This is a genomic window from Vibrio sp. B181a, assembly GCF_030248375.1.
GTDB lineage: Bacteria > Pseudomonadota > Gammaproteobacteria > Enterobacterales > Vibrionaceae > Vibrio > Vibrio campbellii.
The window spans coordinates 73769-86213 of record NZ_JAHGAD010000012.1 but is presented as its reverse complement, the minus strand read 5'-3'; the positions used below and the strand labels follow the sequence as shown (position 1 = coordinate 86213).

The 12445-nt window shown below is 47.6% G+C and carries 9 protein-coding genes; 3 read left to right on the top strand and 6 right to left on the bottom strand.

Annotated elements, in window-relative coordinates:
• Nucleotides 1-237: 237 nt before the first annotated feature.
• A complete protein-coding gene (gene trpS, locus KIO97_RS06570; protein WP_045368461.1) occupies nucleotides 238-1260 on the bottom strand; it encodes a tryptophan--tRNA ligase in 1023 nt (340 codons plus the stop codon).
• Nucleotides 1261-2055: 795 nt separating this feature from the next.
• Between trpS and katG the strand changes: the two genes are divergently transcribed.
• Complete coding sequence (gene katG / locus KIO97_RS06565) at nucleotides 2056-4236, top strand: catalase/peroxidase HPI (protein WP_285381606.1); 2181 nt, start codon at nucleotides 2056-2058, stop codon at nucleotides 4234-4236.
• A gap of 142 nt (nucleotides 4237-4378) precedes the next feature.
• On the opposite strand, the gene KIO97_RS06560 is transcribed toward katG, so the two are convergent.
• Nucleotides 4379-5827, bottom strand: a complete 1449-nt coding sequence (locus tag KIO97_RS06560) for a lytic transglycosylase F (protein ID WP_285381604.1) — start codon at nucleotides 5825-5827, stop codon at nucleotides 4379-4381.
• A gap of 252 nt (nucleotides 5828-6079) precedes the next feature.
• On the opposite strand from KIO97_RS06560, the gene KIO97_RS06555 reads away from it, so the two are divergent.
• Nucleotides 6080-7036 (top strand): AEC family transporter, encoded by a 957-nt coding sequence (locus tag KIO97_RS06555; protein WP_285381603.1) that lies wholly within the window; start codon nucleotides 6080-6082, stop codon nucleotides 7034-7036.
• A 135-nt stretch (nucleotides 7037-7171) separates the two neighbouring features.
• Here KIO97_RS06555 and KIO97_RS06550 read toward each other — a convergent pair whose 3' ends face one another.
• From KIO97_RS06550 to KIO97_RS06540, 3 genes are all read right to left on the bottom strand, one after another.
• Nucleotides 7172-7873: a DUF1028 domain-containing protein gene (locus tag KIO97_RS06550; protein ID WP_285381601.1), complete on the bottom strand. Its 702-nt coding sequence runs from the start codon at nucleotides 7871-7873 to the stop codon at nucleotides 7172-7174.
• A 23-nt stretch (nucleotides 7874-7896) separates the two neighbouring features.
• Nucleotides 7897-9288 carry a YfcC family protein gene (locus KIO97_RS06545; RefSeq protein WP_005426186.1) on the bottom strand — a complete coding sequence of 464 codons (1392 nt, stop codon included), beginning with the start codon at nucleotides 9286-9288 and terminating at the stop codon, nucleotides 7897-7899.
• 133 nt (nucleotides 9289-9421) lie between these two features.
• Nucleotides 9422-10669 (bottom strand): allantoate amidohydrolase, encoded by a 1248-nt coding sequence (locus tag KIO97_RS06540; protein WP_285381598.1) that lies wholly within the window; start codon nucleotides 10667-10669, stop codon nucleotides 9422-9424.
• A 238-nt stretch (nucleotides 10670-10907) separates the two neighbouring features.
• Between KIO97_RS06540 and KIO97_RS06535 the strand changes: the two genes are divergently transcribed.
• Nucleotides 10908-11654, top strand: a complete 747-nt coding sequence (locus KIO97_RS06535) for an FCD domain-containing protein (RefSeq protein WP_285381595.1) — start codon at nucleotides 10908-10910, stop codon at nucleotides 11652-11654.
• Between the two features lie 28 nt (nucleotides 11655-11682).
• Here KIO97_RS06535 and KIO97_RS06530 read toward each other — a convergent pair whose 3' ends face one another.
• Nucleotides 11683-12135 carry a MarR family winged helix-turn-helix transcriptional regulator gene (locus KIO97_RS06530; RefSeq protein ID WP_285381593.1) on the bottom strand — a complete coding sequence of 151 codons (453 nt, stop codon included), beginning with the start codon at nucleotides 12133-12135 and terminating at the stop codon, nucleotides 11683-11685.
• Nucleotides 12136-12445 lie beyond the last annotated feature (310 nt).

Genomic DNA, 12445 nt, shown 5'->3' with positions numbered 1-12445 from the left:
TCTCGTTCCTCGCTTTTCAGAATGACGACATTTCGATCATGTGTGTGAAATGAGATTCCCTTCTCGCTCATTCTTCGCTCTAGGGAATGACGCTGTTGGGAGCCTCTGTTTGAAATGAGCTCCTATAAACCACCACCCAAACCTAAAACGGGTCATTCCAGCAAGCCTAGGCGCGACTAGGAATCTGGGTACAGCGAGCTGGAACTTATGCAGAGCTCGCTGTCACCGGAAGCGGCTTCAAAACAGGTTCAAACCGAATACGCCTTTCACATCAAACAGGACTTGTTCCGTTTTCTCACGTGAGCGTTGGCTGCCTTGTTTCAGTATGTCGATCAGCTGCGCTTTGTCGTCTAAGAACATCGCACGTTTTTCTCGAATTGGTCGCAGCATTTCTTGTAAGCACTCTTCCAATACTTTCTTGGTTGTGCCGTCTCCCAATCCACCACGACGGTAGTGCGCTTTTAACTCTTCCACATACGCTTTATCGGTATGGAACGCATCAAGATAAGTGAACACGATGTTGCCTTCTACTTGGCCTGGGTCTTCGATGCGTAAGTGGTTTGGATCGGTGTACATAGACTTTACGGCGGCTGAGATTTCTTTCTCTGTCGCGCCTAGGTTAATGGCGTTACCCATGCTTTTCGACATTTTGTTTTTACCATCAGTACTTGGCAAACGTGGCGCGTCACTCAGCAGCGGACGACACTCTTTCAGAATCTCTTTTCCGCCAAGATGGTTTATCTTTCTTACGATTTCATTGGTTTGTTCTAGCATCGGCAGTTGATCATCACCAACAGGGACTAAGGTTGCATGAAAGCCGGTGATATCGGCCGCTTGCGAGATTGGGTAAGTTAGGAAGCCAGTCGGAATCGAACGCTCAAAGCCCTTGTTTTGAATTTCATTTTTTACCGTCGGGTTTCGCTCTAATCGCGCAATTGAAACAAGATTGCTGTAATACATGGTCAGTTCAGCAAGCGCTGGCACTTGAGATTGCAGACAGATGGTGGTTTGAGTCGGGTCGATGCCCACAGCGAGATAATCGGCCACCACGTTTAAGATATTGGAAGAAACCTTGGAAGGGTTATGCGCGTTATCGGTTAAGCCCTGCATGTCGGCAACCAGAATGGTTTGGTCATGTTGAGATTGCAGTGCAACGCGTTGTTGCAGAGAGCCAACGTAATGGCCTAAATGCAATGGGCCTGTCGCTCGGTCGCCAGTAAGAATGATTTCGCGTTGTTGGGTATTTTGTGTGGTGTTCATAACTTATCTCCGAATAAATTTAGATCGCTACTGGAGATAAAAAAGACAAGACACGCTTAGCTACCGTCCAGCAGCGTAAGAATGTCAGGATTCCGCGCCGCTCTAATTAGAGCGCCACCAGAAGAAGTTTGATGAAGGAGTAAATGTCGTTTTCATGCCTTTTAACCTAACAAGGAGCAGAGCTGAAAACAACCCTACTCCTTGTACAATTTGATTTTTCAGTTTTAACACGTTCGCCAACACCGCATCAAATCTGGATATACATGGCGATGACCAGAGCGGCGCCAAACAGGCTGCCTGATACAAATGCGCACAATACCGCTTTGTTTTGTTTGCTTCTCATCCTTTACTTCTCGACTTTAGATCACCGAGCAACGCTACTTGCTCCGTTCTCATATTGAGTGGGACAGTGGTAAATCCTTTTCGGTAAATCGATACATCACACTTTCTTCGATTCACTCTGCTGAATACAGCCTTACGATTTTTGGCCAAAACTTAAACCACTTCGTCCGAGAAGTGTGATGACGTTAGAACAAGTTCAATGAAAGCCAACATGATTTACACAGGTACCTTTTTTAAAAAGCGCAGTTTAGACTCTTCGGTGAGAAACCGATTATTTCGATTTTTAATGGATAAGAACTGAACTTATTTAGCATCAAATACTGTTAAATGGGATAAGGATGACGCGGATCATCTTTTGACCAAAACCTTGAAAAATAGAGCGAAACCACGAAGGCGAAATATGTAACTCGTAACTAAACTGTCAGGACACTAACCCCAGTCAGGGAGCAAGAGATGAGCGACAAAAACCATCACTCCAAATGTCCTGTTATGCATGGAGCGAATACTAACCAACAAGCTAGCGAGTTCAATTGGTGGCCGAAAAGCCTCAACCTCGACATTCTTCATCAGCACGATCATAAGACCGATCCAATGGGCGCGGATTTTAACTATGCCGACGCATTTAACTCGCTCGATTTCGAGGAAGTGAAAAAAGACCTGAAAGATCTTATGACCGACAGCCAAGATTGGTGGCCAGCGGATTGGGGCCATTACGGCGGCTTGATGATTCGCATGGCGTGGCACTCAGCAGGTACGTACAGAATTGCGGATGGCCGTGGCGGTGCGAGCCGAGGGAACCAGCGTTTTGCGCCACTCAACAGTTGGCCTGATAACGGCAACCTAGACAAGGCACGACGTCTATTGTGGCCAATCAAAAGAAAATACGGCAATAAGCTCTCTTGGGCCGATTTAATGATTCTTGCTGGTAACATGGCTTATGAATCGATGGGCTTTAAAACGTTCGGTTTTGCAGGCGGCCGTGAAGACATTTGGCATCCAGAAAAGGACATCTACTGGGGCGCAGAGAAGGAGTGGCTGCAACCGAGCGGCGGTGAGAATAACCGTTACTCTGGTGAGCGCGATCTTGAGAACCCACTCGCCGCGGTGATGATGGGCTTGATTTACGTGAACCCAGAAGGCGTCGATGGCAAACCAGACCCACTCAAAACCGCACACGACATGCGAGTCACCTTTGCGCGCATGGCAATGAACGATGAAGAAACAGTTGCGCTAACCGCTGGCGGTCATACCGTGGGTAAAGCTCATGGTAATGGCGATGCTTCGGTACTTGGGCCAGAGCCTGAAGGCGCAGAAATTGAAGACCAAGGTTTTGGCTGGCTTAATAAGACCTCTCGAGGCATAGGACGTGATACCGTCACAAGTGGTGTTGAAGGCGCGTGGACGACGCATCCAACGAAGTGGGATAACGGCTACTTCAACTTGCTGTTCACCTACGATTGGGAAATCACCAAGAGCCCTGCTGGTGCCGCCCAATGGGAGCCGGTAGACATCAAAGACGAGGACATGCCCGTGGATGTGGAAGACCCGAGCATCCGCCATAATCCGATGATGACCGATGCGGATATGGCGCTCAAGTATGACCCAGAATATCGCAAGATTGCAGAGCGCTTTCGTGACAATCCAAAAGAGTTCGAAGACTGTTTTGCTCGCGCTTGGTTCAAACTAACACACCGCGATTTAGGCCCTAAGTCTCGCTACCTTGGCCCGGATGTGCCAGCGGAAGATTTGATTTGGCAAGATCCTGTACCACCGGTGTCTTACTACCTATCTGAAGACAATATCGATGCACTGAAGATGGCGATTCTCAATAGCGAATTGAGCATTGCTGATCTCGTTTCCACAGCATGGGACAGCGCACGTACTTACCGCGGCTCTGACCGTCGCGGCGGTGCAAATGGCGCTCGTATTCGTCTTGCCCCACAAAAAGACTGGGTAGGTAACGAGCCAGACAGGTTGCAGAAAGTACTCAACGTACTGGATTCAATTCGCACGACGCATCACTCTCCTATCAGCATGGCGGATTTAATTGTCCTTGCTGGCGGCGTAGGCATCGAGAAGGCGGCATCGAATGCGGGGATGAACATCTCTGTACCATTTAGCCAAGGTCGCGGAGACGCCACGGATGCCATGACGGATGCGGATTCATTTGATGTGCTGGAGCCCATTCATGATGGCTTCCGCAACTGGCTGAAATCCGATTATGTGGTCACTGCGGAAGAGCTCTTACTGGAGCGCAGCCAGTTGATGCAATTGACCGCCGTCGAGATGACGGTGCTTATCGGTGGTATGCGCGTTCTCGGCACGAACTATGGCGGTACGAGCCAAGGTGTGTTCACCGATAACGTCGGCGCTCTGACCAATGACTTTTTCGTCAACCTCACCGATATGAGCTACACATGGCATCCAACCGGTGACAACCAATACGAAATCCGTGAGCGTGCTTCTGGCCAAACAAAATGGACAGCGTCACGTGTGGATTTGGTGTTCGGCTCTAACTCCGTACTTCGCTCTTACGCTGAGGTTTACGCTCAAGACGACAACAAAGAGAAGTTTGTGCAAGACTTTGTGGCCGCGTGGGTGAAAGTGATGAATAACGATCGCTTCGACCTATAAAGCATATTGAGCAAAACAAAGAACCTCTCTGCGCACTCGGCAGGGAGGTTCTCGTTAATGACTTCGAGAGCCGCGAGTTTAAAGTCCATCAGTTCGAACTGAATGTATTCGAGTCAGGAAAAGGCAAACGGACAATTGCGAACTAATAATAGAGCTTAATCGCAGAACGTTTGTAAGGTGGATGAAGGTAAGGCTCAAGCTCACTGCGGCGGTTGTTCAATCGCTCTAAAAGTTTATACGCAATGAAGTAGCGGTTAATGTTAGTCACATAGCGTATTGGCTCCATCCCTATGTATTGTCGCGTCACCACTTCCACATTATCGAACCATACATTTGGGTCATAGCCTTTTTCTTCTGCGATTCTTCTCATCTTTCTGATGTTGCCGGGCCCTGCATTGTAAGCCGCCAGACAGAAGTAAATAACGTCGCTTTCGCTTATCGCCTCATCGTTAAAAAAATACTTCCTCAGATAATGCATGTATTTCAAGCCCGCGTGAATATTGGGCTCTTTTTCGTAGATATTGGAGATGTTTATTGCTCTGTCTCGTGCAGTAGTCGGTAATATTTGCATGATGCCCACGGCACCTTTGTGCGAGATAACATTCTGATTCAACCCCGACTCTTGAAAGCCTTGCGCCATCATCAATAAGTGGTTGAACTGATACTCTTGAGCATAGAGATAGAAGATATCCCAAAGCTCTTTAGCGCGCGTCACATTCTCTCGCTTGAGGAACTTCTTTAACCACTTGTCGTTTTCTAGATACCTTTCATTGACCACATTGCCGAATAAGGTGCCAATCCTGATTTGCTTGATGAACTTGTTTACCGCTTGCTCAAGTTGCGGGGAGTCTTTTCTTATCCCCCAAGCAATTTGCGCATTGTCTCTTACCGTCAATTGATCATGGAAAATAACATCAGGGAAGATATTGCCCCACATGCCCGTTTTATGCCGATCAAGCACGGTAACATCGATAAAGCCAGCGCTGACCATCTCTAGGATCTCATAGTCTTGAATGATCTCATCAAGAAACATGATATTGATGAGCGGCTTCTTTTTGATGCTTAAGTAGTTGTTCGCCTTCGTTAAGCTCTTGTGATAGCTGGAGCTCTCTCTTACCCAGATGTCTAAACCACTCAGTTCATCAATGGTTGTTATGTCAGAGTGCTTGCCGTTAGTTACGATGATTTCCGAGACGTTCTCCCGCACTGGCGCGCTGAATGCAATTAGCTCTTTACGCTCATTGGTGACGGTTAAGTTCGCCACGATGATGTCGCCATATCCAGAGATCAGTTTGGGGATGAGCTCATTTCTCGCCACAGGAATCACCTGAATGTTTATCGCCTTGTTGTTCTTGTGCAAGTGGCTTTCAAGTTCATGAATGAGTTCAGAGATGATGCCTTTCGGCTTGCCGTTTTGGATGTAGTAAAAACCGAGATCAGCAGAGACGAGAATACGAACGGCTTTTTTCTCCTTCAACACTTCCAAATCCCCGACATAAGGCTCGGCCCTTAGCGGCGACAATTCCAAAGCAGGAGTGGAAAATGAAAAAGACAAAAGAAACAAAGCGATACAAAGTACTTTACCCATCATGAGGTTATCCGTTCGCAAATCACTAGTGATAATTTTAGCAATAAAAGACTCTGTACACGTATGTGAGGAGCAAAACGATTTACACAATGAACGCACTATTTGGAGCGAAAATGTCGAGCCTTTTCCCTCTAATCTTTGCCAGAACCCCGCAATTACTGAAGAAAATATCATCACCCCACTGTTTCCCATCGTTAAGTTATGGTTCCATTGGGGAATAACTAGAAAGAACACTTTTTTGCTGCGGATACACTCATGGATGCTGTTTTACATCAGTTGCAATTCTCGTTGTCGATCACTGGCCCCATCTGCTTAATGTTGGTGTTGGGCGTTATTTTCAAACGCATTGGGCTTATCAACGACAACTTTATCGAAGTCGGTTCTAAACTGGTGTTTCAGGTCACGCTGCCTGCGATGTTATTTTTGAGTATCGTCGTCTCCGAGCACGACTTCTCCGCAGCCAGTGGCTTTGTCAATTACGGCATTGTTGCCAGCATTTCGTTTTTCATCTTCACCTATATTTCCGTCAAACTGTTCTTCAAATCTTCACCAGATCAAGGTGTTTTGATTCAAGGTGGCTTTCGGGCCAATACAGGTATCATAGGTATTGCTTATGTGGCGAATGCTTACGGTTCTCAAGGCGTGGCTCTGGCTGCGCTTTATGTCGCGGTAACGACCTTTATCTATAACGTGCAAGCGGTGATTTGTTTGTCTCCCAAAGGAGCTACGTCTGGATCTCAAGCCGCCAAACTGATGATGAGAACCTTAACCCGCAATCCGCTGATCATCTCGATTGTTTCTGGCATGGTGTTCTATCTTCTGTCTATCCCAGTCCCTGATGTCGCGATTGATGCGGGCAACTATCTGTCGAAGATGACGCTTCCCCTCGCCCTGTTGTGTACCGGAGGCTCACTCGATTTAAGTTTAATGAAGAAAGAGAAAGGGCCGTCTTGGTTTGCAAGTAGCTACAAACTGATCGTTGCTCCTATCGCGATTACCACAGGCGCGTATTTTGTCGGCTTTAGAGGGATTGAGCTTGGCATTATGTTCTTTATGAACGCCTCTCCTGTTGCGGCAGCAAGCTACGTTATGGCACGCTCGATGGGAGGTAATTCTGTCTTGGCGGCGAACATTATCGCTCTAACTACCGTGCTTTCGACGGTGACTTGTACCGTGGGAATTGTGATTTTAAAAGCGTATGGCTTAATCTAAACGCTCGAATGGAAGAAGCGGTGCGAGTGGCTGGAGAGGCATGAACAGCTAGAAAACCACGAATAACTAGAAAGATACCAATAGAGACAATAAAGCCTCAGCGAACTGAGGCTTTATGTTTGTACTTTTGGTCACTTACTGATTCGGCAATCCGCTAAGAAACTCTTGAAAGCTGGGTGCACGCACGCGGCTCAGTACCTTTCTCATGTCTTCTATCAAGCTGTCGTCAGACCAATCGACACGAATATCAATCGGCGCTTGCGTGTAGCTCTCGATACGAAGAGAGGCAGAATACGTACCGCGCTTATCGCCGCCCGCTGCCAATGCCGCTTCTAATGCGTTAACCAGAACTTCCGCCAGTGTTGCCTCGTAATCATCACGATATTGAGGTTTGTCCCCCATTCGCACTTGCTCTGCATTAAGCATCGTCTGAGCCATGAAAGAATCAGCAAACGCCTCAATAACAGCGTTATTTTCTAGCATATTGCCCGCAACCGCTACGTCTTGATACGCAAGAGAGCCCACGTGCGCGATGTTCTCTTCGCCATTGATAAACGCCGCATGGCCGTGCTTATCCATCACCATGCATTGTCGCTTGGCAAACTCGGCGTCACTCTCTTTCAGACGTTCAACAACATCGTGGCAAGAGAGCCGTTGAGATAACCATCGATTGGCATTGTCTGCATACCAAGGGTTAGTAAACAAACCTTGGGTGGCACACGCGCCAATCCCACGCCAACTGTGGTTTACGTAGCCACCGACGGCAACGCCGCCAGTCGCTGTAATGGAAGCCGATAACCCTGTTTCTGGGTTAACGTGAATAAGTGAAATCGTCATAGATTCTCGATATAAAAAAGACGTTAGTAGCCAACCATTTGTCCGATAAATAATGCCAACCAACACAGTGCGTAAACAAACACCATAAATGGCATGATAGCTTTGAGCCACTGCTCGTAAGAGACGCGACCTAGCGCCAACATCGCAAGCGTACCACCAGAAGTCGGTACAATAAGGTTAGTAAGACCGTCACCCACTTGGAATGCCGTGATCATTAGCTGACGGCTCATACCAGTTAGGTCTGCCACAGGAATTAGGATTGGCATGGTCACCATTGCCTGACCAGAACCCGATGGCACGAATAGGTTGATCACACCTTGCACCACACTCGCGACAATCGCAGAGATGGCAATCGGCATATCTTGGATCAGTGAGCTTAACGCGTTAACGATGGTATCGATGATTTGTGCTTGGTCGAGGATGATTTGAATCGATGCCGCAACACCAATCACCAATGCGCCTGCGGTTACGCCCGATGCACCTTCCATCATTTGCTTGACGATGCCATTCGCACTTAAGCCGTTGACTGCGCCGATCACAATCGCCATCAATAAGAACAGACCTGCTATCTCGTTGATGTACCAACCGTTGGCAAATACACCGTAAAGCATCACACCAAGACCAGCTAGGAATACGCCTAGCGTCAGTTTGTCTTTCTTCTCTAGGTGGTATTCCGATAGATCTTTGCTTAAGCCTTCTGCTGAATCTGGCTCTTTAAACTCCATCTTCGCCACACGAGTACAGATGTAGTAAGACAGCAATGCAAGAGAAGCAATTACCATCGCTGCACGCAACCAAGCGCCTGAGAAAGTAGGCAGTTCAGCAATACCTTGAGCCACACCCACTGTGTAAGGGTTGATTGGTGACAGTGCAAAGCCCACACCGATACCGCCCACTGCCATTACCGTACCTACAAGACTTGAGTAACCAACGGCTGCAGAAATAAGAACTGCAACCGGAACAAGTGCGATGTTGTTCTCAAAGCCTACCGCCACGCCAAAGAAACCGTAAATAAAGGTGCCGATGGTGATGATCAGATTACGGTTCTTCACACCCGCTTTGTTTACCGCAACACCGATTGCGTTCTCTAGCGCACCAGTACGTTGCAAGATGTGGAACAAGCCACCCGCGATAAATACGATGAACAGGTAAGGCGCCGCGCTGATCAAACCTTTCGGAATCGCGACAAAAATATCAAAGAAATGCACCGCAGGCACATCACTCAGATAAGCAAATGAGTTAGGCACAACGGTAGTACGACCGTCTACCACAACACGTGAGAATTCCCCGGCAGGAACAACAAAGGTCAGTAGATACGTTGCCACCAAGATCATAAAGATCAGGACCATTGGGTCCGGCATACTTTTGTACCAAGCCTTCTTCTGTGTTGTCTCCATCTTCTTTGTCATATCCATAACAAAATCTCTCCTTAGTATAGGAATGAAAACCCATTGGTATGGGCCTTCACGTTCACAAGCTAAAACCAAGTCTTGGTTTTGAAAGTAAAAAAGAGGATGAATCCCCACCCTCTTTTGTGTTATTTCGCTTTTATTGGTGTTTCATCAGCATGCAGAAGTGGTTCAGCACCTCAACTGCGGCAACAAGGTCTTGTTGCAAAATCGCTTCATCAGGATGGTGACTAACCCCATCTGTACAACGCATAAACAGCATTGCAATGTCCGTCAGTTCGCACACTGCTAGACCATCGTGACCTGCGCCACTGAATAGGTGTTTAGTGTCAATGTTGGATAGCGCGATCGCTTGAGTCAGCGCCGCAGAAAGTGAATCCGAACAGGTTACGGCCGATTGCTCATAAGTTTGCTCGTGGCGATACGCGAGGTTGTACTGCGCCATCAAGGTTTCGATATTCGCCAACATTTCTTGTCGCGCAGCAATGCGAGAAGCATCGTTTGGTGAGCGCAGCTCAATGGTGATGTCCGTTTGCTGAGGAATCACATTCACGCCGTTCGGGAAGTTGGCAATTTTGCCCACGACACCCACTAGGTCGTCTTCACGTTTGCACAGTTGATCAAACATGTGGATGACCTGAGCAGCCCCGACTAACGCATCTTGACGCATGTCCATTGGCACTGTGCCTGCGTGTCCGGCTTTACCAACAATCGACAAGGTATGACGCTCAATCCCCGTGATGGCAGTAACCACACCGACTGGCAGGTTCGCTTGTTCAAGCTGCGGACCTTGCTCAATGTGCAGTTCTACAAAACCAAGCACTTTATCTTTGTCGTAAGCGTCTTTTTCGATTTGCTCTGGATGGCAACCAAACGACGTCAATGCTTCACGCATGCTCACGCCATTGGCATCTTGTGCGTCCAACACACTTGGATCGAATGTGCCAGATATCGCTTTTGAACCGAGCAATGTCGATTGGAATCGAGTGCCCTCTTCATCACTGAAAGCGATCACATCGATATTGAATGGAAACTCGAGTTTCTGCTGATGAAAATAGTGAATCAACGCAACCGGTAGAATCACACCCAAGATGCCATCGTATTTACCGCCATTTGGCACGGTGTCTTGGTGGGAGCCAAAAATCAGCGTCTGTGCATTTGGATTTGGGCTGTGGTAGCGACCCATAAGGTTTGCAGCATTGTCCATGCGCACTTCCATACCAGACAGCAGCATCCACTCGCGCAGTTTTTCATTCGCTTTCGCGTGCTCTTCACTGGCACACAAACGAGTAACACCTTCGCTATCTGGGTCTTGGGTTTGGCTGCACTGAGCAATGTCTTCCAACCATTCCCACGCTAGGCTGGCAGTTTCTACAAATTTTTCCATTTTGAATCGCTCTTTTTCTAACCATGTTTATTTTTAATTTATCATGATAAATATCAAATGAAAGACATTTATCATGATAAATAGGCTTTTTTGTGAGAGCGATTCGATCGATAATCGGATGGTTTCATAATCAGCAGTGCGCGCTTTTTCCAAAAAGAGAAACGCAGAAAACAGGTGACATCCTTTGAATTTCCTTCAGAATTCAATAGATACCGCGAGATAACCCAGCGAGGATAATGTGGCGAGCAACGCAAAAGGACGTAGAACTCAACAACTGGCCGAATCGATCAAAGCGTGGATTGTCGATAAAGCTTTGCAACCTGGCGATCGTCTCCCAAGCGAAGTCGACGTGATGGAAACTTTTGATGCGTCAAAAAGCACGGTGCGTGAAAGCATGCGCATCCTAGAGGCACAAGGTATTATCTCGACCAAGACCGGGCCAAAAGGCGGTGTGTTCGTGAGTGAAATGAGCGAGAACAAAGCTCAGGCACTGTTAAGCAACTACCTGTTCTTCAAAGACGTTTCGATTTCTGACCTGTACCAAATCCGCTTATCGCTAGAGCCAGAGATCGCGGCATCGTTGGCGGGCACATTGACTAATGAACAACTTGCTAGACTCGATCAGCAAATTGATAAATACCAAACCCCACCAGAAGACGTGTATCAAGAGCGTGAGCACCACATTGCATCGATTGAGTTTCACAGCCTCTTAGCGAGCTATTCTGGCAACGAGTTGCTGAAGTTTGTGGTTCGTTTTACTGCGCAGATGCTTACTGAGCTAACGATTTATCGCAAGCTGTATGAACCGGGTAACCACAAGCTGTGGCACACGGGCGTGCAAAGCCAACGTTCATTGGTGGAAGCATTACGTAAAGGCGACGCGTCGAAAGCCAAGCACATCATGGAACAGCACATGCTGACTGCGCATCAATTAATGAAGAAGCAAGAAGCTGAAGTGGCGAACCGCTTCCTCACAGAAAGCTAAGTGGCTCGCCATCATCTGAAATGAAGAATTAGGGATGGTTGGCTAATGTCATTTTACGGACCAAACGGAAGAATTCCTCGGATTCCTCTTCCGTCAGACAAGAGAAAAAATCTTGCTTGAGGTTAGTCATGATGCGGTGCACTTTGCGTACCGCTTCTACCCCTTCTTTGGTGAGCGTCAGAATCTTCAGTCTTTGATTGGTCTCGCACTTAGATACTTGAACAAAGCCGCGCTTCTCTAAGTTATCCACCATGCGTTTTGCGACGCTTCGCTCTGTTAGTACCGCATCCGCTAACTCTTGCTGGCTCATTGGTTGAAACTCTTCTAACGCCGCCAAGGCACTCGCCATTTCCAACGTCATTAAGTCCTGACGCGATAGCTCTGCTTGGGCGCGATTGCGGAAGGTTCGGTTCATCACGCTGCACACAAACATCGGGCTTTGATCCAACACGGATATCGGAGAAATCTTCTGATCTTTCATACTTGCCTATTCTACTTTCGGCTTTGTTTTCATTTGGATAGTACTGCGTTTACAAGAGATTCCCGACTACGCTCCTTCGTCGCTTTCGGGAATGCGCGTTGTTGAGTTACATGCTCAATTCAATATTTCGAGCATTCTGATGAGCCTCAGAGACCCTACGTCCGTCATCCTCAAGAGCGAGGGACGAGCGAGTTGGGGATCTCTTTCAACACTCGTTAAGCACAACAATGCCAACGGCCCTGTGCTTACAAGAGATTCCCGACTACGCTCCTTCGTCGCTTTCGGGAATGACGAGAAACATAACCGAAAG